The sequence below is a fragment of the Agarivorans sp. JK6 genome, assembly GCF_045277145.1.
In the GTDB taxonomy this organism is placed as follows: domain Bacteria; phylum Pseudomonadota; class Gammaproteobacteria; order Enterobacterales; family Celerinatantimonadaceae; genus Agarivorans; species Agarivorans albus.
The window spans coordinates 1,264,597-1,286,071 of sequence record NZ_CP113525.1 but is presented as its reverse complement, the minus strand read 5'-3'; the positions used below and the strand labels follow the sequence as shown (position 1 = coordinate 1,286,071).

Below are 21,475 nucleotides of genomic sequence, written 5' to 3'. Positions count from 1 at the left end.
AAATCAACAGACCCTAACAAACAAATACAAAAAAGGAGGCATAAAGCCTCCTTTCTTTTATCTCGTCAATCCCTGACGTTTACATGCTTACTTAAGCGTAGACCGGGAAACGCTGGCAAAGTTCTAACACTTGGCCTTTAACGCGCTCAATTACCGCTTCGTCTTGTAAATTATCTAATACATCACAAATCCAACCAGCTAACTCTTTAGAAGCAGCTACATCTAAGCCACGACGAGTAATTGCTGGAGTACCAATACGTAAACCACTGGTTACGAATGGAGAACGCGGATCGTTTGGAACCGAGTTTTTATTTACTGTGATGTTGGCACGGCCTAGTGCCGCGTCGGCATCTTTACCAGTAATGTCTTTGTCGATGAGATCAACCAAGAACAAGTGGTTTTCTGTACCGTTAGACACAATCTTGTAACCGCGCTCTTGCAGTACAGCTACCATAGCTTTGGCATTATCTAATACGTTTTGCTGGTATTGCTTGAACTCTGGCTCCATCGCTTCTTTGAACGCTACCGCTTTTGCAGCAATAACATGCATCAAAGGACCGCCTTGACCACCAGGGAATACTGCAGAGTTAAGCTTCTTCTCTACTTCTTCGTTGGCACGCGCCAAAATCAAACCACCACGTGGGCCAGCGAGTGTTTTGTGAGTAGTCGTTGTTACTACATCAGCAACTGGCACTGGGTTTGGATACAAGCCAGCAGCTACTAAACCAGCAATGTGCGCCATATCTACGAATAGGTAAGCACCTACTTCGTCTGCGATATCGCGGAAACGCTGCCAATCAACCACACCTGAGTATGCTGAGAAGCCAGCAATAATCATTTTAGGTTTGTGTTCTTTAGCTAAACGCTCAACTTCTGCATAGTCTAACTCGCCAGTTTCTGGGTTAATCCCGTACTGAACGGCGTTGTAGATTTTACCCGAGAAGCTAACGCTTGCACCGTGAGTTAAGTGACCACCATGAGCCAAGCTCATGCCTAGTACTGTGTCACCTGCTTTAAGCAAAGCCATAAATACAGCTGAGTTAGCCTGTGAACCAGCATGTGGTTGCACGTTTGCGTAGTCGGCACCAAATAGTTGCTTGGCGCGCTCAATGGCTAGCACTTCTGCTTTATCTACATACTCACAACCACCATAGTAACGCTTACCAGGGTATCCTTCGGCGTACTTATTAGTAAGGTAAGAGCCTTGCGCTTCCATTACTCGTGGGCTGGCATAGTTCTCAGAAGCAATCAGCTCAATGTGCTCTTCTTGACGAACTTCTTCTTTAGTAATGGCTTGCCATAATTCGGCATCGTAATCGGCGATATTCATATCACGCTTTAACATCAGTATCTCCTGACTCTTTTGTTACATGTTGGTGGGTGATTTTTCGAAGGCGCATTCTAACCTGAGTCCTTTTCAGATCACAGCAAAATTTTTTACCATTAACGCTATTCAAATGAACAAATGTAACAATAAAACGCTAGCTGCCTTGGAAGCTGTAGTGTGCGTTTAGCCTATTGAATTTGCAATTTTCTCACTAGCTGCTTTGATCTTTATGAAATAAATTCACGTTAATTTAAGCATTACATCTCAGCCCAACAAAGGTTAAGATGATAATGATTATCATCTACAATTAGAGTTTATATTATGTCACTTCGCCTCTCAGGCCTCATTTTGTCACTTTTCTTTCTATCGGCTTGCAGCGCTACTCCACCTGTAGAGCAAGCAACGCCATCTGCAAATATTCAATTGCAGACTTACTATGACTACGCATTGTACAACCCAAACGACCAACAAATTGTTGAAAACACCCAATCACTTGCCAAGCAACTGGCTGATTCTCAGGTGATATTATTTGGCGAATACCATAGTCATCCCGCTATCCACTTAGCTCAACTACGTTTATTGGAAGCTCTATATCAGCAACAAAACCAAATTAGTTTATCGATGGAGCAATTTAATCGCAGCCAACAAGCTTTATTAGATAGCTACTTAGCCGACGAAATAGGTGAAGAATGGCTTATCAAACAAACCAAAGCCTGGGATAACTACCGCTCTGATTATCGGCCGCTAGTTGAATTCGCCAAAGATAAACAACTCAAGGTAGTTGCAGCCAATGCGCCTCGCGAGCATGTTCGCTGTATTGGTCAGCAAGGCTTAGGATATTTAGAGGGCTTAGAAGAATCTGAACGCAGCAAACTTGCCCAAGACTTTACAACCAACGATCCGGCCTACCAACAGCGACTGTTTGGCAACGCCCACCATGGCGATAGCGAACAAAGCAAAAATCACTTTTTTGCTATGTTAGCTTGGGACGAAACAATGGCAGAATCTATCGCTCTACAACTGCAGTCTCAAACTACTCAACAAGTGATGCACACGGTGGGCAACTTTCATATTGAACAACGGCAAGGCACCTACTCAAGAGTAGAACAACGCCTCGAAGGTAAAAAAGTTAGTTCTTTAGTGGCGATAAACCACAGTGAGTTTGTTGAGTTAAGCGAGCAACAAAAACAAGCATTAGGTGACTACTTAATTGTGGTAAAAAGCCTGCCTGTGCGATATCAAAACAAAGCCAATCAGCAAGCAGAATTTAAGCATATTAAGAAACAATCTAGTAAGCAGTGTAAAAGCGCTAACTAACAATTAGCTAGCTGTTATTTAAAATGTCTCTAGGCGGCGACGCTCTTTGTTAAATAAATGTTAACAAATCAACTTAAATAACTGTATTCGCCTTATTTTTTTTTGGTTTTACTAACAAACGCTTGCAGCTTGCTCATATTGAGCCATAATCATACCAGCGGCTCACTCAATTGCAGTGAATAGCTTTGCTTAAACGAATCAACGATTGCTAACAATCGTTAGAATTGAATATAAAGGACGGACTTACCATGAATAAGTTTTTAGTTGCAGGCGCTATTGCTTCTACCATTTTACTAGCGGGTTGTTCTTCAAACACTACCGCTTTAGAAAACAACGTACAATCTCTAAGCGACAAAGTTGATGCACTATCAAACGAAGTTGCAGCTCTTCGTGCAGAGCAAAGCTCTTTGAGTGGCGACATTAAGTCAGCTCAAATGAGTGCTGACCAAGCTAAAGCTGAAGCGATGCGCGCTAACGAACGTATCGACAACATCGCATCTTCTTACACTAAGTAAGTTTAAAGCGATGTAAAAAAAGGTGATGCTAAGCATCACCTTTTTTTTATCCTCGATTTTCTCCTACCGACAAAGCAATGCCTTGCTGGTTTTTCAGCGCTTGATTCACCACCGACGAGTCAACTCCTGCTTGCGTAATAAACTTAATATCATCACGACTCAATTGTAAGGTAGTTGCTTGGGTCACTTCTTCTTCAGAGCGATTAAGCGGCTGGTGCACTTCTAATAAGTACTCGCCACTAGGTTCGAGTGAATGTTTAATCGATTGATTAATGATCCTCACCGGCGTTTTCAGATTAACCTGCGAAAACAGATATTCGATATCGTCGGGAAACAAGCGTATGCATCCAGAGCTAACACGCAGGCCAACACCAAACTCTTTATTGGTGCCATGAATTAAATACTCACCATTACCGTAAGCCAAACGCAAAGCATATTCACCCAGTGGATTTTCTGGCCCTGCCTGTACAACCGGTGGCAAAATAATCCCCTTAGCTGCATATTCATTACGAATATTTTGAGTAGGTGTCCAAGTAGGTTGCTCTCGTTTTTGACTAATATAAGTGCTCATCTCTGGCGTTTCGCGGCCAATTCGGCCAATGCCAATGGGTAACACATCTACTTCGGTGCTATTTGGTCGGAAGTAGTACAAACGCAATTCCGCAAGATTTACCACCACCCCCTTGCGCTCCACATCGGGCAACAAAATTTGAGTGGGAATAAGAAGCTCGGTATCTTCTTCTGGTAAGAAAGGGTCTACCCCTTTATTCGCCGCCATTACCGCTAAAAAACCTACACCATAACGCTCGGCGATAAGCGCAATAGTTTCGCCTTTTTGCACTCTGTGCCATTGGTTTCCGCCCAGCAGGCGACTACCATCTTCGGGTAAATCATAAGTTAAGGCTGAAACTGAAAATGCCATACATAGGGCAACACAGGCCAATAAAATCTGTTTCATTTAATCTGCAGTGTCAAATTGTGATGATTCCAACATACCACTATTACTTTCGAAATTCGACAAGCCCTGCTGGCTATCTCTGTTAAAAACAAGCAGATAGTACCTCTTTATGCTGCTTTACTATGCAACATCAAAAAACCGCCGCATAAAGTGACTTACAAAGCTAGCTTCCATCTACGAAGCCAGTATCATAGCGGAAGATAAAATTAGCGAATTTGGGTGTATGCTTTAGCGACACAAAAATTCGAGTATAGACCCTTAAAGGAACGGCAAATGGCCCAATTTATTTATACGATGAACCGCGTTGGTAAAATCGTTCCCCCTAAAAAACATATTCTTAAAAACATTTCTTTAAGCTTTTTCCCTGGCGCTAAAATTGGCGTACTCGGTTTAAACGGCTCAGGTAAATCTACCCTACTACGTATTATGGCGGGTATTGATACCGATATTGAGGGTGAAGCGCGTGCTAACCCAGGAACCAAAATTGGTTACCTTGCTCAAGAACCTCAAATGGACTTGGACAAAACGGTTCGCGAAGTGGTTGAAGAAGCAGTAGCAGTGGTAAAAAATGCCCAAACTCGCTTAGACCAAGTTTATGCCGAATACGCAGAACCCGATGCAGACTTTGACGCCTTAGCTAAAGAGCAAGGTGAACTAGAAGCGATTTTAGCTACTCATGATGCACATAGTTTAGAGAATCAACTAGAGCGTGCAGCCGATGCCTTGCGCCTACCAGAGTGGGACCAAAAAATTGAGAAGCTTTCTGGGGGTGAACGTCGCCGCGTAGCGCTGTGTCGCTTGTTGCTTGAAAAACCAGACATGCTGCTACTTGACGAACCTACCAACCACTTAGATGCAGAGTCTGTAGCTTGGTTAGAACGCTTCTTACATGATTATGAAGGTACTGTTGTGGCGGTAACCCACGACCGTTACTTCCTTGATAACGTAGCAGGCTGGATTTTAGAACTAGACCGCGGTGAAGGTATTCCATGGGAAGGTAACTACTCTTCTTGGCTTGAACAAAAAGAAGACCGCTTGAACCAAGAAGCCTCTCAAGAAAAAGCTCGAATGAAATCAATTCAGAAAGAGCTGGAATGGGTTCGTTCAAATGCGAAAGGCCGTCAGAGTAAAAGTAAGTCTCGTATGGCTCGCTTTGAAGAACTTAATACTCAAAGTTTCCAAAGCCGAAATGAAACCAACGAGTTATTCATTCCAGCTGCGCAACGCCTAGGTGATAAGGTTATTGATGTTAACAACCTAAGCAAGGCTTATGATGGACGAGTACTAATTAATGACTTGTCATTTAGCATTCCTAAGGGAGCGATTGTAGGTATTATTGGTCCTAACGGCGCGGGTAAATCGACTCTATTTAAGATGATTACTGGTGCGGAAAAAGCAGACTCTGGTAGCGTAGAAGTTGGCGAAAGTGTTCAAATAGCTAGCGTTGATCAGTTCCGTGATGCGATGGATGATAAAGCCACCGTATGGCAAGAAGTGTCTGGCGGTTCCGATATTCTAAAAATTGGTAATATCGAAGTACCAAGTCGCGCTTATGTTGGTCGATTCAACTTTAGAGGTGGTGACCAACAAAAACGTGTTGGAGAGCTATCGGGTGGTGAACGTGGCCGTTTGCATTTGGCTAAGTTACTTCAAACTGGTGGCAACGTGCTGCTACTAGATGAACCAACCAACGACTTAGATGTTGAAACACTACGCGCGCTAGAAAATGCACTCTTGGAATTTGCTGGCTGTGCTATGGTTATCTCGCATGACCGCTGGTTCTTAGACCGTATCGCAACTCACATTCTAGATTACCGCGACGAAGGGCAAGTAAACTTCCATGCAGGTAACTTTACCGAGTACGAAGCCTGGTTAAAAGAAACCATTGGTGAAGAAGCCGCTCAGCCTCACCGCATAAAATACAAACGTATTAGCTAAGTAAGAGCAACAAAAAAGGCCACTTAAGTGGCCTTTTTTATTCCTCCAAGGAGCTTAGCCTAAGCTCTCCAATAATGCTTTAGCGTCTTCATACTCAGAGAACTGCTGATCTAATTCCACTGCTGCTTCTGCTTCCGCTTTAGCCTCGGCCTTGCGCCCCAACTTACTAAGAGCGAATGCCAAGTGATAGCGAATCGCGGCATCTGATGCATTCATTGTGTAGGCTTCTCGTAAGTAAACTAAACCCTGGTCAACATTGCCACGCTGTACTTCAATCCACCCAATAGTGTCCAAAATAGCTGCGTTTTTAGCGCCTTGTTCTACTACCTGTGCAACGGTTTGATAAGCTTTATCTAAGTCTTGGCCAGAGTAGATATTTGCTAAGTTATTCAAAATACCGGGATCTTGCTTTAGTGCTGGCAAGGCGAGCAAGTCTTCATAGTGTTGTTGAGCTTTAACAAGCTGCTTATGGTGTAAATAGCTATCGGCCAAAATACGTTTATGCCAAGCCAACTCTGCAGCAGTAGTAACTAAACCTTCCATTTGTTGATGAAAAGCATCATCGGCAATGCCTTGTTTAGCCAATTGATACAAACGCACTACCGCCTCTCGATTAAATGTATTCAACTCTACAGCTTTACTGTATTTTTGCTGCGCTTGTTCCTTTTGGCTTTTGCGCATTTGAATATCGCCTTGCAAGAGAAACAGCTGGCTACTTTCACCAAATTTGTTGGCTAAATCTTCAACTGTCTTTTCCGCAGCTTCCAAGTCATTTTGTTCCAGTTCTACTTTAGTTAACAGGATCAAAGTTGACATATTTTTCGGTGCCAACTGATGAGACTTTAATAAAGAGCTCTTGGCATTTGCTAACTGCTTGGCTTGGGCTTGCATTCTGGCTAAGCCTATTAACTTATTTGGCTGCTCTTTCCAAATACTGTCCAATAAACCTAAGGGGTAGTCTGCGTCTTCGTATCGCTCTAATCGAATAAGAATTTCTGCATAAGCACTTAAGTAACGCTCATTCAAAATATACTCTCGATTTAGCTTCTCAACTTCGGCTAAGGCATTCGACCATTGTGCTGTCTGCATATACGTATCAAGTTTTAGCTCGCGCGCCTGGCGATTGTCTTGTTCGTATAGCAAAACTTTATCGAGCTGTTCAGTCGCTTCTAGATAGTTTTTTTGCTCAAGGTGAATGCGAGCAGCCAAAAGGTGACTTGGCGTGTGTTGTTTGTTTACTGCTAACAAGGTGTCTAAGATTTGTAGTGCTTCGTCAGTGCTGCCCTGCGCTCTCAAGACCACCGCTTTGTTAAAGCTAGCACCTACATTATTGGGGTTGGTTGCTAACACTTCATCAAGATAACGCAGTGCCAATTCTGCTTGTTCAGTTTTAATGTAATAAGCAGCAATTAAATTTTGCGCATTAGCATTGTTTATGTTTCTGGCAATTAAACTCTCAATTACCGGGCTAGCTTGGTCAAACTTGTTCAGTTCTAAAGCTAATTCGCCTTTTAACTGTAACCACTTTATCGGCCCGTTATCCTCGGTAAAAGGAAGCTCTTCCAACAAACTTAAGGCCCGCTCGGATTCACCACTTGCCCGAGCCAATTCAGCATCCAAAATCACCATGTAATTTGAATCGCTATGGTAGGCTCTAATTTGCTCAAAAGCTTGTTGAGCGACACGTAGTCTTCCAGCGTCGATGTACAAATACACCAATTGCACCGATAAGCCTAAATCTCGAATAATGTAATCGAAGTTATCTTGCAAAAGTAACTGCAGCTTGTAAGGCTCATTATTACGAAGGTAGAGTTTAGAAAGCATTCGGGTAGCCCCGAGATCACTAGGCTTTTGACGCAAGTACTGGCTCAAGTACTGTTGGGCTTTCTCGTCGTTTTCCAAAATAAACTCCGATGCGCCTTGAATAAACAGCAAAGTATTTGCATCGGTGAGTTCCTGAGTTTCTGCCGCAGAAACCTTTTGAGATAAATCCGCTAAGGCTCGCTCGGCCATTTCGGTATTGTCTTCACCGGCAAACAAAGTAGCACCAATCAGTATCGCTGTGGGATCGTTGGGTGTTTGTTCTTGGATTATCTTTAAGTAGCGTTTAGCTTGCTCAGTCTGATTAAGTTTAAGGTGAGTCATCACTAGGCTTCGCAAGATTTTTGGGTCTTGAGGATCAAGTCGATAAGCAGTTTGATAATGTTCCAAGGCAAGGGGTAAGTTGTTCTGACTCGCTGCTAAATCCCCTTTCAACAACCATGTTCTCTCATTATTTTTGGCTATTTGTAATGAGCGGTCTATCCACTGTTCTGCAAGTACATATTCTTTTCGCCTTAAATATAAGGTTGCCAAGGTATTCATCGCACTTGGCTTATTCGGCATAAGTTTAGTCGCTTGCTCAAATTCATTGCGTGCTAATTCTGGTTGAGCACTTTTCAAATAGATTCGACCACGCAATAACTTCCACTCAAACAAACTCGGCTTAGAGAACTCATTAATTCGCTCTTCAAACGCAAGCAGTTCGTTAGTTTTCCCCTGCAACAGTAGGATATTGCCAAGCAGTGGTAATACCAGATTGATGTCAGCTCCCAAGGCTAAGGCTTCTTCTAATTGTTTCTCAGCAGAACCTAAGTTATTTGCGTTAAAGTAAACTTTGGCGAGCAGTAGCTTTGAGGAAAGGTGTTCAGGATTAGCTTTTAGTGCATTTTTTAAATGGATGAAGGCTTCATTCTCTTCTCCACTATGAAAGGCTTTAACGGCGAGTTCGTACTCGTTAGCCTGCTGATCAGCAAAGCTAAGATTTGTTACACACAGTAAACACAGAGCTACTAAAAATTTGTTCATTATCAAAGCTAATTCCTTGTTGCTTCAAGGGCTAGTCAATTAAGCCTTAAACAGTATCTAATGAACAGGTAGTAAAAAAAAGACAAAAAAATACGAAATACAGAGTATTTCGTATTTTTGATTAAACAGGAAAAGGAAGTATTGGTTTAAGCTTGGCGCTTTCTGCTACGTAATGCGATGCCAAATAAGCCAGCTGCAAACATTAGTATTGTGCCAGGCTCTGGTACGCTGGTTACGGGTACTTGAGGGCTATTAGCTTTAACACCGGCCAACTTAAATGCATCGTTAGCGGTTGAGAAACCCATATCTCCAAAGATTGGGTTATATGCACCAATTAGCCAATACTTAGAAGAAGCACTAGAGCTGATTGATTGATATGCGTATGAGTTAGCATCGTCGACCTGAGCTTCAGTTGACCAAGCACTTGCCACATCTCCCCAGTTACTACCAGCTAAAGTAGGAGTATCGTTACCAGAGTATGCTAATACAGTTACATCAGCCTCCCTGTTACGACCCTCTTTAGCCCAGCCCAACGAGAAACCAGCAAGGTTTACTGCTTCATCGAAGCTAAGTAAAACCATGTCATAATCTTTCTTCCAATCGCGATTGTTGTAGCTGTCGATTGCATGGTCTGGAGAGCCATCACCTTCATCACGGTTTTGTAAGGTTAAACCATAACCGTTTGCGTAATCTAGCTCGCCACTTTCGATATTCTGAGCACCACCGTCGGTATTAGACCAGCCAGAAAGAGTAAGACCGTTACCACTGAAGGTATTACCATCACCGCTTCCGCTTTCGGTAAATGTGCTAAAGTCCCATGTTTGCGTTGAGCCAAAAGCAGACAACGAAACCGCGCAACTTGCTACTAATAAAATTTGTTTAAACACAGTGCCCCCAAAATAGCAGTATGTATATCTTTAATATCACTAAGCAGATTAAAGCAAAAAGCAAGCCAAGATAAATAACTCTTTATATACAGCAACTTAAATAATAGATTTAAATTATTATTGTCATATTGTAAAAAATACCGACAACAATTGCTGAGTTTTTGTGCTTATTACTAATCAATGCATCAAATAAGTGACAAAACTTCTATCCGAAAGAGTAACATTTACGCTCAAAAAACACACTACCAATAGCGTTCTACCGTTACTTGCCCTGGCTTTCGTCGAAGGTTTTTCTTTAAGCCTTTATTCTCAAGTATGCTTTGAGCATCAGTGATCATTTGCGGATTACCACACATGATCACCTGAGAGTCTTGTGCATTAAGACTAAGCCCTACTGCATCCTCTAGTTGATCCGCTTCCAGTGCAGCTGGGATCCTGGCCCTGAGTGCGTCGACGCAATCTTCTCTGGTTACCATGGCTTGAAAGACAAATTTATCCGCTTGCTCATTTAAGTACTTATCAATCAGCTCTTGATAAGCAATATCCTTAGCTTTTCGTACACCGTAAACCAGCACAATTTTTTCAAACCGCTCCCAAGGCTCTGGAGTTTCTAACATTGAGAAAAATGGGCCTATTCCAGTGCCCGTTCCAATCAACCAAAGGTGCTTAGCGGGAGGGACTTCGTCTAGTACCATAAACCCTGCCGCTGCAGTTGAAACTTCGATGCTATCGCCAGCTTGCAATAAGTGTAAATTGGGTGACAACAGCCCATCTTCCACCTTAATAGCCAGTATTTCTAAATAGTCTGTGTTGGGAGGGTTAACCAGCGAGTAAGCACGGGCAATACGCTTGTCGTCTCGCATTTCAGACAACTTGATAAACTGCCCCGCCACAAAAGGATCTATCTCTGCTTTAATGCGCAAGGAAAACAGTTCATCGTTCCAATCAATACGTTGAATTACTTTACCTTCAGTCCACATAGTTGCTCCTGTTGTAAAACGTCTTCACTCTTTTGACGCTATCACGTCACCGTGGTGCTCTACAAAAATCAGTTCGCTAGTATCAAATCCAAGCTCTTTAGCTTGATGTACTAAATCGGTACGAATGGCGTGAGATAGCTCGGGGCTTCTAGCCAACAACCACAAATAATCTCGGTTTGGTCCTGCCACTAGAGCATATTGATAGTCTTTTTCGTCTAAAGCAAACACCACGTAAGCGCCGTAAAATGGCCTAAAAAATGACACTTTCAAGTGTGCAACATCAGGCTCACTAACAAACTGTGCTACACCCTCTGCTTCAAACCACTGGTGGTCTTGCTCAGAAAAGCCTTTATTAAGAACAGATACCTTGCCGTCATCACGCAGAGTATAAGTCGCAGTAACGTGACTCATGCCGCGCTCAAATGAATGATCCAAGCGGGCGATTTCGTACCAAGTGCCTAAGTACTTATCTAGATTGAAATTCTGAACAGGTTCAATACCTTCAGGCTTAGAACTGCAAGCACTCAATGCTAGCATAGCAATGATAATTAACACTTTTTGCATACTACCTTCCTATTAATTTGCCGCTATAAGATCTAAAACCACAATGCGGCTATGCAGCCTACTAAGGTCATCACAAACAAAAACCATTTAAGCGTATTAGCGGCGGCTTTTATGGCAAATTTAACCGCGTAATGTGCGCCAATAATGTAACCTATGGCCAATACCAACCCCGGTAGCCATAACACTTGGTTCCGTGCAATAAACACCACCAAGGCCACACTAGTAAAAGCAATGGTACATACTAACTTAAGCGCATTAGCCCTGACTAAATCGTAGCGCAAACTCCCAGCCAACGCGGCAACCAAAATAAATCCGACCCCAGCTTGTACAAAACCGCCGTAAAAACCGGCAATAGCCAAGCTCCATTTAGCCGAGGGAGTATCTTTCATTTTACGCGCTTCAGTTCCTGCCTCGGGAGCAACAACACTAGGTTTAATTAGCATTAATGCCGCCATCGCCAGCATAGCGCCAAGCAACAAATATTTAATGATCCACGAAGGAGCATAAGAGGCCGCTACTGCGCCAACCAAACCACCCACTAAGGTTGGCCATAAAATCGGGGCGACATCATCAGTATCCAATTTACCGTGTTTTTTAAAGCCCAGTACCCCGGTTAAACACTGCAAAAAAATACCCACCCTATTAGTTGCATTTGCAACCTCTGCTGGCATCCCCATTACCATTAACGCAGGAAGTGTTAGATTCGATCCCCCTCCCGCCAAGGTATTGATAACTCCAGCAAATAACCCTACTGTGAGTAACAACAATCCATGATAAATTGTGAAATCCATTTAGCGCCTCATTAGCCCTTTGGTAAGTTTGACCTTATCACTGACGCAAGCTTTATTCAGTAGCAGATTTTTATCTTTAGTCTAAGCTGAGATTTTTCTATGCCAGAATAAACTTAACGTTATATGGATATCAGTAGTAAAAGGAATGGTTCAGTGAACTACGATTACAGCATTATTGGTGGAGGCATCGTAGGCCTTGCCAGCGCTTTAGAACTGATTAAGCGAAAACCTAGCGCCAAAGTAGTGCTACTAGATAAAGAATCTTCACTCGCCTTTCATCAAACAGGCCATAACAGCGGCGTAATTCATGCTGGCGTTTACTACCAGCCAGGCAGCCTAAAAGCCGAATTCTGTAAGCAGGGTTTAATAGACACCATCAGCTTTTGCCAACAGCACGACATTCCCTACTTGCAATGCGGCAAGCTACTCGTGGCCACTAATCAACAAGAATTGAGTGATATGCAGGCGCTCGCCACACGCTGTGAGCAGAATGGCATTAAGGTAAAACCGCTTAACGCCAAACAACTGCAGGAAATAGAACCTAACATCGTTGGCTTAGGTGCTTTGCAAGTAAAAGACACCGGCATCGTTAGTTATCCTCAAATCTGCCAAAAACTGGCCGAGTTATTTCAACAAGCGGGCGGCGAAATTTTGCTGTCTCACCAAGTAACAGGATTGAGCGAACAAACCGATAAGATATTGATTGATACGCAGCATGGTCAAATCAGTAGCCAATACCTTATTGCCTGCGGAGGGCTGATGGCCGACCGCCTATGCAACATGCTTAAGCTAGATATCGACTTTCAAATTGTTCCTTATCGAGGCGAATACTATCAATTACAACCTCGTCATAACCAACTGATTAAACACCTTATTTACCCCATCCCTAACCCTGATTTACCATTTTTAGGTGTTCATCTTACTAAGATGATAGATGGCAGTGTGACGGTTGGTCCCAACGCCGTACAAGGTTGGTCCAGAGAGGGTTACAACAAGGGGTCCTTTAGCCTTGCCGATACCAAGGAAATGCTCGGTTTCAAGGGTTTTTGGAAAGTGGCTAAACAGCATTTTCGTAGCGGTCTCAGCGAAACCAAAGACTCCATGTTTAAATCAGGATATCTACAGCGGGTAAGAAAATATTGCCCTAGCTTAAACATACATGACCTTCGCCCTTATCCTAGCGGCATTCGGGCTCAAGCAGTGTTAAGAGATGGAACCTTGGTTCACGACTTTTTATTTGCAAGCAGCCCGCGTAGCTTACACGTATGTAATGCGCCCTCACCCGCGGCCACTTCCGCTTTCCCAATTGGTAGGTATATTTGCGATAAGCTAGAGCAAGATTTAAGTCCATCGAAGTAAGTCACTAAGCTTAGCTATTAACAAGGGTAGCCAATCGGCTGCTCTTTTTAGTTTAAGCGGCATTAAGCTTGGCTATCTCTTATCAACAAACTGAGCTTAAACACCTTATTGCGAAGCTTATAATTGTTATTTGCAACGCCACTTGCACTAAGCTCTTTTCCCCCCTAGGCTAAAACGTCTAAGCAAGCAACAGCTTGATTTCACTACTTACTAGGAAGTGCAAGATGATAGAACTAGGGCAAGTTATTCCAGACACCCCATTAGCAGAACTTAATCAACAAGGTATGCAGAATCACACCAGCCATGAGCTGTTTGCGGGCAAAAAGGTGGTTCTATTTGCAGTACCCGGTGCGTTTACCCCCACTTGTTCTGAAGCCCACCTCCCCGGATACGTGGTACTGGCTGACGAAATAAAAGCCAAAGGCGTAGATCTTATTGCCTGTGTTTCAGTGAATGATGCCTTTGTTATGCAAGCCTGGGGCGTAGCGCAAAACGCAGAAAATATACTGATGTTGGGCGATGGCGATGCCAGTTTTACTAAAGCACTAGGCTTAGATATGGACACCGCCAGTTTTGGCGGGGTTCGTTCGCAGCGCTACGCAATGATAATTGATAACTTAACGGTTACTCAGCTAAATGTAGAACCACCTAAATCCTTTGAGGTGAGCAAGGCCGAACATGTTCTTAGTCAACTATAAACATCAATAAACTAGCAATGCTAAGTCGTCTAAATGCTCAACATCTAATGGCAGTGCGATTTAGTATTGTTTTTATCTGCTTATTGTCACTGTCTCAAAGTTGTTTAGCTTTTGGCATGAAAGGGCATCAACTAATCGCTTATATTGCCCAGCAACAACTCGACCCGCAAAGCCAAAAACACATCGAACAAATACTTGATGGCAAGAGCATGGTGGTACTTGCGACATGGGCAGACTATGCGAGAAAACAAAAAGCTTGGAAGCACACAGGCCCCTGGCACTACATTAATATTCCCAAAGGGCAGTCACTTGAGCAAAGCCAGCGAAACCCCAAAGGAGATGTACTCAGCCAACTGGAGTATTTTGAACAGCAGCTCAAGCAGCCGAATATAAGTAATTTAGAGCGCCAACAAGCCCTAAAGTTTTATATTCACTTTGTCGGTGACATTCATCAACCCTTGCATGTAGGCTACGCAAGCGATCGGGGCGGTAATAAGGTTTCAGTTAGGTGGTATGGAAAAAACTCAAATCTACATCGGGTGTGGGATAGCCAACTACTTGATAGTAACAAGCTGTCTTTGGGCAAATATGCCGAGCAACTTCAGCGCCAATATCCTAGCAACGACCCGCTTTTTCACTATGAAGAATGGCTAAATCAAAGCCGTGAACTATTACCGGCTGTTTATCAATTTGGCGATAAAAACTTATCCGATAACTACGCAAACCAACATCGCCCCACTTTAGAGCTACAAATTGTTCGTGCCGGCAAACGCTTAGCCGGCAAGCTAAATCATATATTTAATAACAAGCTATAGAAATGCTATGTTCTAAGTGATCCTAATTGTTTGAGCAACGTTATACTCAATATAATGTGAAGGAGCTGACAGCATGAATAAATTTTCTAGCGACAAAATTTCTGTAGGTATTAGTAGCTGCTTATTAGGTGAAGAAGTGCGCTACGATGGCGGACACAAACAATCGCGCTTTTGTCGCATCGAATTAGCCAAGTATTTTGATTTTGAACCCACTTGCCCAGAAATGGCTATAGGCATGGGCACCCCAAGAAAAACCATTCGTTTAGTTCAGCAAGAAGACGTTATAAGCATTCAAGCCAGTGACGGCAGCTTTGATGTTACCGAAAAAATGCAACAATACGCTAAACGCCGCTTACCACAGCTTAGCCATCATAGCGGTTACGTTGTATGTGCAAAGTCTCCTAGCTGCGGTATGGAACGAGTCAGCGTTTATTCACCGGCCAAAAACAACGCTACCAAAGATGGTGTTGGTATATTTACGGCCGAATTAATGAAAGCTTATCCATTATTGCCAGTTGAAGAAGACGGTCGTTTAAATGACCCCGTGCTGCGCGAAAACTTTGTTAATCGCGTGTTTGCTTATCACCAATGGAAAACGCTTGAGCACGAAGGTTTTACCGTCGCTAAAGTGCAGGATTTTCATGCTAAATATAAATACTTATTGATGGCGCACCACCCTGCCAAATACCGCGAACTGGGCCCCTTATTAGCCAACATTGGCAGCAATCAAGACCTAGAAGGTTTCGCTAGTTATATCAAAGGTTTTATGGAGATTTTGAAACATAACTGCAGCCGTAAAAACCACTGTAATGTATTACAACACTTGCAGGGTTACTTTAAGCGAGAAATCACTGCCCAACAACGTGAAGAACTGGCCGAACGTATTCATGAATATCGCGAAGGTTTATTGCCTTTGCTGGTGCCAATTAGCCTTATTCAGCACTACTTACGAGAACATCCGAACCACTACGTTGCTAAGCAAGCTTACCTAGCCCCTCATCCCAATGAGCTAAAGCTACGTTACAGTTTATAAGGCTACGACTTCCAGCTACTTAGAAACAAAGTCTTCTAGCTGCTGATGGCTTAAAAAGCCTGAAGCAGCGCCCGCTTCTCCAATTTTGTAAGATGCAAACACCATCGCCCGGCTGAGCGCTTTTTCTGGGTTACTCTCTAACAAGTAGTAATGTAAAAAACATGAAAATAACGCATCACCAGCACCAATAGTATTAAGCACGGGTCGCGTTGTTGTAGCGGGAAAATGTTGAATGGAATTTGCCTGTTGGGTATACAGCAAAGCACCGTTGCTGCCTAATCCCATCACAATAACCGAGTTGTGATAGCGCTCCACCAACTGCCAAATAAACTGATGATAGTCACCACTGACCTGCTCGTCACTCAAAAACAGTACATCGGCCAAGGCAAGAAATTGCTGGTTATATTCGTCTTCAATGTTACCTAGGGTATGTACATCGGTGGCGATCAGTTTGCCAGCTTGCTTAGCCAGCTCTAGCATTGGCCGGGCAAAATTAATGTTACAAGCAACAACTGCGTCGCTATGTAAAAGCTGTTTCTTAAAGCCTTGTTCCGAGTATCTGCGTTGCTGAATATCTTTCAGGTCTACATGAATTTGCCGCCGCCCCTCTGGGTCATACAAAATGACCGACTGTGGAGTGTCTTGCATAGTTAACTCAAAACAAGGCTTCACTTTCGGTACTTGAGCTATGGCTTGTTGCACTTGCTCTCCTGCCATATCTGGTGCCAGCAGCGTGCATAAGTCAACCTCATCACCCAAGGTGGCAAGCGCTTTAGCCACATTATATGCCACTCCAGACACACTGCTTTGAATACCGCCGAAAGGGTAAGTCACTGGATAATAGTGTTGAGGAAATCCTTCAATTTTTAAGGTGGTCTCAATATTGACTAAACCCGCAACCAAAATACGTGTCATAAAACTAACTCATTGAATATGCGTGACGAATAACGCTAACACATCAATAAGTAACAACAAGCTTAAATGCTCGATAGAGCGACCCAAGTAATTTTTTGTTGCCTGCAGACTTAATAAAAACCAGAAAGTTTTGCGTCTTTTAGTGAATTGCTTAGTCTTACTAAAAGTAATCAAAGATTCTTAACCTTGAGATCCAGTTTGTATGATATCTGAATGGCAAAACCACAAAGCCCAGCTTAGAAGCTATGTTAGCAAGCGGATAAATGACACCCACGCTGTCGATGACATCTTGCAAGATGTTTACATCAAGGCCAGTAGCAATTTGCATCAACTTAAGTCAAAGGGCAGCCTAAAAAGCTGGTTATACCGTATCGCCCATAACACTATTATGGATTTTTATCGCCAGCAGAAACCTTATGAAGAATTGCCTGAAGACTTGGTCGCAGAAGATCACGATAGTGGTAACCTCGCTCGTAAAGAGTTAGCAGAGTGCCTGCGCCCTCTCATTGATGAACTGCCCGAAAAATACGGTACGCCGCTTCGTTTAGCCGAGTTAGAAGGTTACTCACAACAACGTATCGCCGAACAGCTTGGTTTATCGCTCTCTGGCGCTAAAAGCCGAGTACAAAGAAGCCGAGTGAAATTTAGAGAACAAATGATGGCTTGCTGTGACTTTGAAGTAGGAGAAGAGGGCATCACCGACTACTCCCCCAAAAAGACAAGCTCATCAAGTAAATGTTAAATGCTGTTTGTCTGCAACAAAGCGGTTAACAAACAAATAAATGCTCGTTCCCACGAGTACTTTGGAGAATACATGCCCAATACAACTCGCCCTATTATTTCATCTCAAATAATCCAAGAAATAACTGAATGGGCCATTATGCATGGCGTAGCTTTTCGTCAAACCGATCACTCAGCCAGGCATTGTCCGTTTAGTATTGCGCCAATAACCATGCCGCGTGAAGTATTCGAACACCTACGTAGAGCCACATCTCTTATTACAAGGCTAATTAACAATGTGTCAGAAGATCACGACTTTCTTCAATCGTCGCTCGCTAAAGTGGCAAAAGCAGAGCCCTTTTTTGAACGTTTATTAGCCCTGCACCAACAAGCCCATGGTGACGCAACGCATCGCTTATCACCTGCTAGAAAACCGCTGCTAATAATGCGTACCGATTTCATGGACGACCGACAACATGGCCCAAAAGTTATCGAGTTTAATGGTATTGCTGCAGGCATGGCGCCGTTTGGCCAACGCGCAACAGAGCTGCATGCTTTTATACAAAATCAATGGCCTCAGCTTTACCAAACCTACCTAGAAAATAAGCACGCCACGCCGGCAGAAAACCAAGCCATTGAGCAGCTCGCCCTTGCGATCGCTAAAGCTGCCAACAGCATAAAAGCAAGCTTTGAATCAAACGCTCAAGCACCTTTAGACGGTTTAGCGAGTAAACCAACTTTCTTAATGGTGATACAAGAAAATGAAGACAATGTGTACGACCAACACCTTCTGGATTTAGCTTTACAGAAACAAGGGGTTCGCACCGTAAGGCGCACCTTCGAGCAACTTAGTACCCAATTATCCAGCGGCGATAATCAACGCCTACTGTTGAACGACGTAGGCGCTATTGATGTGGTATATCTTAGAGCTGGTTACCAATACGCTGACTACTACTCAACAACACGCAGCGAGAGTGTTTGCTGCCAAACCCTTAGCCAAACGAGGCTATTTATCGAGCAACACAAAGTAGCCGTAAACGCCACGTTTAGCCAGCAACTTGCCACCAGTAAAACCATGCAAATGCTCCTAACAGCCATGCCAGCAGAAGACTATGCGCGCTGGGGGTTAAACCTAGAAGATGCCAAGCTAATCAAATGTGTCTTGGCAGATATGAAGCCAATAAATCAAGCAACCATCGGCTGGTTTAATAGGCAGGCAAATAAGCAACAATGGGTACTAAAAAATCAAGGAGAAGGTGGTGGACATTGCGTTTTTGGTGAAGAAATAACTAATAAACTTCAACAGTTAGTCCCTCATGAGTATGACGCTTGGGCTTTAATGCAGCGCTTATATCCACACGAACGCGAAGTCCCCACCATCGCAGTGCGTAATGGCACTCAAACCCAAGTCGACGATCTGGTGAGCGAGATAGGCTTATTTAGTGCTTATTACGATGAAGAACCAGCAACACCACTAAACGGATATGCTGGCTATCTTATTCGTAGTAAACCCGCGAGTGAGAACGAAGGCGGGATCCACAGCGGTAAAGGTATTTTAGATTCCTTGGTATTAAGTGACGCATAAGCTAAAAACTTGCGTCTTTTTGGTTAAGGCTGCGTCCTAACACTATCAACCTAAATCGATGGAAAACTTAATGTTTCAAACCACCCCGAGCCACCAAGGTATTAGCAACAAATTCATTAAGCATGATAGTAAAATGCAAAAGCAAATTTATGGCACCGACCAGCTGACACCTTACTGGATAGCCGATATGGATTTCCCCATTGCCTCTCCAATTAGCCAAGCTATGCAGCAATTAGTAAACCGCGAGCAATACTCTTACGAATTTGATTCACAAACCGTATTTAAGGCGATTGCTCATTGGAATCAACAGCGCCACCAGCTTGACCTAAATCCTAATCATTTTGTGCAAGTTCCTGGGTTACTCAGTGCAATAGCATTGCTAATTCGCGACTTTACTCAAGAAGACGACGGCGTATTAATTCAAACTCCGGTGTACCACCAATTTCGCCGTTTAATTGAATCTGCCGGGCGCAAAGCTGTGACTAGCCCGCTTAAGCTAAAGGGAGATCGTTACCTATTTGATTACCAAGATTTTGAGCGGCAGCTAAGCAGCGGCAAAGTACGCATGGTGTTGTTATGTAACCCTCATAATCCGGTAGGTAGAGTGTGGACTAAACAAGAGTTGCAACAATTAGTTATCATTGCCCAAAAGTACCAGGTAATAATTATAAGTGATGAAGTTCATGCCGATATCGTGTTTGAAGGTGCAAAGTTCACCAGCATGGCCTCGTTAAACTACGACAACAGCCTCACCATTATTGGCTCCCCTGCTAAAAACTTTGGCTTAAATAGCATTGCTAATGGCTATATCTATAGTGATAACCAAGCCTTACGAGAAACAATCAAAGCAAGCTCGGTGTCTATGTCACTCGACCACGGCAATGCATTTAGCATGTATGCCACCATTGCCGCCTACCGGCATGGCAAAGAGTGGTTCGAAGAGTTTTTGGCTTATACCCAAGAAGTAAGAAACTGGATTATGGCATTTATGGCCAAGGAACTCCCCCAAGTTAAAGCCTTTCTACCCGAAGGTACCAATCAAATATGGTTTGATTTCTCCGGCTTAAACTTAACCCCTGAGCAATTAAAAGAGCTATTAAGCCAGCATGCTAAACTCGCGCTAACACCCGGCACCTGGTTTGGTGAAATGAACGAAAATTATTATCGGATGAACTTTGCCTCACAGTTAGAAAAAGTCCAAGCGTCACTGCAGCAACTCAAAACATCAATTAGCCAATATCGCTAATCATTTAGATAAAGGCAGAGGCCGGCGATTAAAATTACCAAGCTCTGCCTTTATGATGACTAAATAGCCAAGCTGGCAAACAGCTAGAGAGGAAAGCTCTGAGCGTTTAAATAGTATTTTCTTTTTTAATTAATAGCTTAGTGGTAGCTTTATTCACATAAAAAAGACGCTAGCTCACTTAGGAATGAAGATGGAAGAAAGCAAACTCTTCAAAAAAATATGGCGATTTAATGCCATCGTAATTATGTTAGTTGGAATTGTAGGTCTAGCGCTAAGCCTATTCGCTGCCATTACAATCTACCAAGACATTACACGTGATAGAAACGTAAGAAACATTGTTAATATTGAAGAAACACAGGAAGATAAAGAAAAGTGGCGGCTAGGAAATCTAATAAGCATTAATGGATCTAGCGTAATAATGGTCCCACTCTATTCAGAGCAAAATATAAGCACAGCGTCATACAGCAAGTCGGCATCGTCAACCAGAAACTACCTCTTCATTAATGTAGAAACAAATAGTAAGTATTGGTTATTTGATAAAAATGACTACTTAATTACAAGCATTCATCAGTTACCAAATACCTCTAATTCCGAGCAAACCAAAGAAACTAAAGCCATTCTTTACTACGTGGTTAAGTCGGACACGAATAACAATAATTCGTTAACATCATCTGATCTAAAAACCGTAGCTATATCGAAGCCAAGTGGCCAAGAATACCTTGAATTACTAAAAGACATCGACTTTGTAAATGGATACAAAACTGTCGGCAAGGACTCTGTAATAATCGTATTTCAACGCGACAATATTCCTTATTCGGCAACTATTAATTTAGACAGTTTAACAATCTCTAACGAGGAGCCATTGCCTAGCATGGAGCCCAAATAATACCCATCTTCGTATAAAAATTACGGTTGCTCAACGCTATATGCCAGCTACAAAAAAGCCCGCTAAGTTGCGGGCTAATCTGGCTAATGAAAAA

The 21,475-nt window shown here is 43.0% G+C and carries 19 protein-coding genes; 11 read left to right on the top strand and 8 right to left on the bottom strand.

Annotated elements, in window-relative coordinates; genetic code table 11:
• Positions 1 to 91: 91 nt before the first annotated feature.
• Positions 92 to 1,345 (bottom strand): serine hydroxymethyltransferase, encoded by a 1,254-nt coding sequence (glyA, locus tag OV592_RS06055; RefSeq protein WP_016402684.1) that lies wholly within the window; start codon positions 1,343 to 1,345, stop codon positions 92 to 94.
• Between the two features lie 303 nt (positions 1,346 to 1,648).
• Here glyA and OV592_RS06050 point away from each other — a divergent pair, with 303 nt between their 5' ends.
• Together OV592_RS06050 and OV592_RS06045 are read left to right on the top strand one after the other, a co-directional pair.
• Positions 1,649 to 2,644: a ChaN family lipoprotein gene (locus tag OV592_RS06050; RefSeq protein WP_152781809.1), complete on the top strand. Its 996-nt coding sequence runs from the start codon at positions 1,649 to 1,651 to the stop codon at positions 2,642 to 2,644.
• 248 nt (positions 2,645 to 2,892) lie between these two features.
• Positions 2,893 to 3,159, top strand: a complete 267-nt coding sequence (locus OV592_RS06045; protein ID WP_016402681.1) for an Lpp/OprI family alanine-zipper lipoprotein — start codon at positions 2,893 to 2,895, stop codon at positions 3,157 to 3,159.
• A 46-nt stretch (positions 3,160 to 3,205) separates the two neighbouring features.
• Here the strand turns inward: OV592_RS06045 and OV592_RS06040 are convergent, their stop codons facing one another.
• On the bottom strand, positions 3,206 to 4,117 hold the full coding sequence (locus tag OV592_RS06040) for a L,D-transpeptidase family protein (RefSeq protein WP_406610763.1): 912 nt from the start codon (positions 4,115 to 4,117) through the stop codon (positions 3,206 to 3,208).
• Between the two features lie 273 nt (positions 4,118 to 4,390).
• Between OV592_RS06040 and ettA the strand changes: the two genes are divergently transcribed.
• Positions 4,391 to 6,055 (top strand): energy-dependent translational throttle protein EttA, encoded by a 1,665-nt coding sequence (gene ettA / locus OV592_RS06035; protein ID WP_338624797.1) that lies wholly within the window; start codon positions 4,391 to 4,393, stop codon positions 6,053 to 6,055.
• 54 nt (positions 6,056 to 6,109) lie between these two features.
• Here the strand turns inward: ettA and OV592_RS06030 are convergent, their stop codons facing one another.
• From OV592_RS06030 to OV592_RS06010, 5 genes are all read right to left on the bottom strand, one after another.
• Positions 6,110 to 8,902, bottom strand: a complete 2,793-nt coding sequence (locus tag OV592_RS06030) for a tetratricopeptide repeat protein (RefSeq protein WP_406610762.1) — start codon at positions 8,900 to 8,902, stop codon at positions 6,110 to 6,112.
• A gap of 146 nt (positions 8,903 to 9,048) precedes the next feature.
• A complete protein-coding gene (gene xdp1 / locus OV592_RS06025; RefSeq protein WP_406610761.1) occupies positions 9,049 to 9,789 on the bottom strand; it encodes an exosortase-dependent surface protein XDP1 in 741 nt (246 codons plus the stop codon).
• Between the two features lie 242 nt (positions 9,790 to 10,031).
• Positions 10,032 to 10,769, bottom strand: coding sequence for a ferredoxin--NADP reductase (locus OV592_RS06020; RefSeq protein ID WP_406610760.1), 738 nt, complete (start codon positions 10,767 to 10,769; stop codon positions 10,032 to 10,034).
• 24 nt (positions 10,770 to 10,793) lie between these two features.
• The gene (locus OV592_RS06015; RefSeq protein WP_016402675.1) at positions 10,794 to 11,333 is read right to left on the bottom strand and encodes a lipocalin family protein; all 540 of its coding nucleotides are present in this window, start codon (positions 11,331 to 11,333) and stop codon (positions 10,794 to 10,796) included.
• Between the two features lie 32 nt (positions 11,334 to 11,365).
• Positions 11,366 to 12,124, bottom strand: a complete 759-nt coding sequence (locus OV592_RS06010; RefSeq protein ID WP_406610759.1) for a sulfite exporter TauE/SafE family protein — start codon at positions 12,122 to 12,124, stop codon at positions 11,366 to 11,368.
• A 153-nt stretch (positions 12,125 to 12,277) separates the two neighbouring features.
• Here OV592_RS06010 and lhgO point away from each other — a divergent pair, with 153 nt between their 5' ends.
• The 4 genes from lhgO to OV592_RS05990 all read left to right on the top strand — a co-directional run bounded on the left by lhgO (position 12,278) and on the right by OV592_RS05990 (position 16,029).
• On the top strand, positions 12,278 to 13,483 hold the full coding sequence (lhgO, locus tag OV592_RS06005; protein WP_406610758.1) for an L-2-hydroxyglutarate oxidase: 1,206 nt from the start codon (positions 12,278 to 12,280) through the stop codon (positions 13,481 to 13,483).
• Between the two features lie 224 nt (positions 13,484 to 13,707).
• Positions 13,708 to 14,181 carry a peroxiredoxin gene (locus OV592_RS06000; RefSeq protein WP_406610757.1) on the top strand — a complete coding sequence of 158 codons (474 nt, stop codon included), beginning with the start codon at positions 13,708 to 13,710 and terminating at the stop codon, positions 14,179 to 14,181.
• 17 nt (positions 14,182 to 14,198) lie between these two features.
• Positions 14,199 to 14,996: a S1/P1 nuclease gene (locus OV592_RS05995; protein ID WP_406610756.1), complete on the top strand. Its 798-nt coding sequence runs from the start codon at positions 14,199 to 14,201 to the stop codon at positions 14,994 to 14,996.
• 73 nt (positions 14,997 to 15,069) lie between these two features.
• Positions 15,070 to 16,029 carry a YbgA family protein gene (locus OV592_RS05990; RefSeq protein WP_406610755.1) on the top strand — a complete coding sequence of 320 codons (960 nt, stop codon included), beginning with the start codon at positions 15,070 to 15,072 and terminating at the stop codon, positions 16,027 to 16,029.
• A 15-nt stretch (positions 16,030 to 16,044) separates the two neighbouring features.
• On the opposite strand, the gene OV592_RS05985 is transcribed toward OV592_RS05990, so the two are convergent.
• Positions 16,045 to 16,944, bottom strand: a complete 900-nt coding sequence (locus OV592_RS05985) for a carbohydrate kinase family protein (RefSeq protein ID WP_406610754.1) — start codon at positions 16,942 to 16,944, stop codon at positions 16,045 to 16,047.
• Positions 16,945 to 17,146: 202 nt separating this feature from the next.
• Here OV592_RS05985 and sigZ point away from each other — a divergent pair, with 202 nt between their 5' ends.
• The 4 genes from sigZ (at position 17,147) to OV592_RS05965 (ending at position 21,381) form a co-directional block, all read left to right on the top strand.
• Complete coding sequence (sigZ, locus tag OV592_RS05980; RefSeq protein WP_406610753.1) at positions 17,147 to 17,686, top strand: RNA polymerase sigma factor SigZ; 540 nt, start codon at positions 17,147 to 17,149, stop codon at positions 17,684 to 17,686.
• 72 nt (positions 17,687 to 17,758) lie between these two features.
• Positions 17,759 to 19,249, top strand: a complete 1,491-nt coding sequence (locus OV592_RS05975) for a glutathione synthase (protein ID WP_406610752.1) — start codon at positions 17,759 to 17,761, stop codon at positions 19,247 to 19,249.
• 70 nt (positions 19,250 to 19,319) lie between these two features.
• The gene (locus OV592_RS05970; RefSeq protein ID WP_406610751.1) at positions 19,320 to 20,495 is read left to right on the top strand and encodes a MalY/PatB family protein; all 1,176 of its coding nucleotides are present in this window, start codon (positions 19,320 to 19,322) and stop codon (positions 20,493 to 20,495) included.
• Between the two features lie 190 nt (positions 20,496 to 20,685).
• Complete coding sequence (locus tag OV592_RS05965; RefSeq protein WP_406610750.1) at positions 20,686 to 21,381, top strand: hypothetical protein; 696 nt, start codon at positions 20,686 to 20,688, stop codon at positions 21,379 to 21,381.
• Positions 21,382 to 21,475 lie beyond the last annotated feature (94 nt).

Excerpts from the sequence above, each read along its gene's own strand:
- OV592_RS06050 (WP_152781809.1), top strand. The coding sequence starts at position 1,649 with ATGTCACTTCGCCTCTCAGGCCTCATTTTGTCACTTTTCTTTCTATCG.
- OV592_RS05990 (WP_406610755.1), top strand. The coding sequence starts at position 15,070 with ATGAATAAATTTTCTAGCGACAAAATTTCTGTAGGTATTAGTAGCTGC.
- OV592_RS05995 (WP_406610756.1), top strand. The coding sequence starts at position 14,199 with ATGCTAAGTCGTCTAAATGCTCAACATCTAATGGCAGTGCGATTTAGT.
- OV592_RS06000 (WP_406610757.1), top strand. The coding sequence starts at position 13,708 with ATGATAGAACTAGGGCAAGTTATTCCAGACACCCCATTAGCAGAACTT.
- OV592_RS06015 (WP_016402675.1), bottom strand. The coding sequence starts at position 11,333 with ATGCAAAAAGTGTTAATTATCATTGCTATGCTAGCATTGAGTGCTTGC.
- OV592_RS06020 (WP_406610760.1), bottom strand. The coding sequence starts at position 10,769 with ATGTGGACTGAAGGTAAAGTAATTCAACGTATTGATTGGAACGATGAA.
- OV592_RS06030 (WP_406610762.1), bottom strand. The coding sequence starts at position 8,902 with ATGAACAAATTTTTAGTAGCTCTGTGTTTACTGTGTGTAACAAATCTT.
- OV592_RS05975 (WP_406610752.1), top strand. The coding sequence starts at position 17,759 with ATGCCCAATACAACTCGCCCTATTATTTCATCTCAAATAATCCAAGAA.
- sigZ (WP_406610753.1), top strand. The coding sequence starts at position 17,147 with ATGATATCTGAATGGCAAAACCACAAAGCCCAGCTTAGAAGCTATGTT.
- glyA (WP_016402684.1), bottom strand. The coding sequence starts at position 1,345 with ATGTTAAAGCGTGATATGAATATCGCCGATTACGATGCCGAATTATGG.
- OV592_RS05965 (WP_406610750.1), top strand. The coding sequence starts at position 20,686 with ATGGAAGAAAGCAAACTCTTCAAAAAAATATGGCGATTTAATGCCATC.
- ettA (WP_338624797.1), top strand. The coding sequence starts at position 4,391 with ATGGCCCAATTTATTTATACGATGAACCGCGTTGGTAAAATCGTTCCC.
- OV592_RS05985 (WP_406610754.1), bottom strand. The coding sequence starts at position 16,944 with ATGACACGTATTTTGGTTGCGGGTTTAGTCAATATTGAGACCACCTTA.
- OV592_RS05970 (WP_406610751.1), top strand. The coding sequence starts at position 19,320 with ATGTTTCAAACCACCCCGAGCCACCAAGGTATTAGCAACAAATTCATT.
- OV592_RS06010 (WP_406610759.1), bottom strand. The coding sequence starts at position 12,124 with ATGGATTTCACAATTTATCATGGATTGTTGTTACTCACAGTAGGGTTA.
- OV592_RS06045 (WP_016402681.1), top strand. The coding sequence starts at position 2,893 with ATGAATAAGTTTTTAGTTGCAGGCGCTATTGCTTCTACCATTTTACTA.
- OV592_RS06040 (WP_406610763.1), bottom strand. The coding sequence starts at position 4,117 with ATGAAACAGATTTTATTGGCCTGTGTTGCCCTATGTATGGCATTTTCA.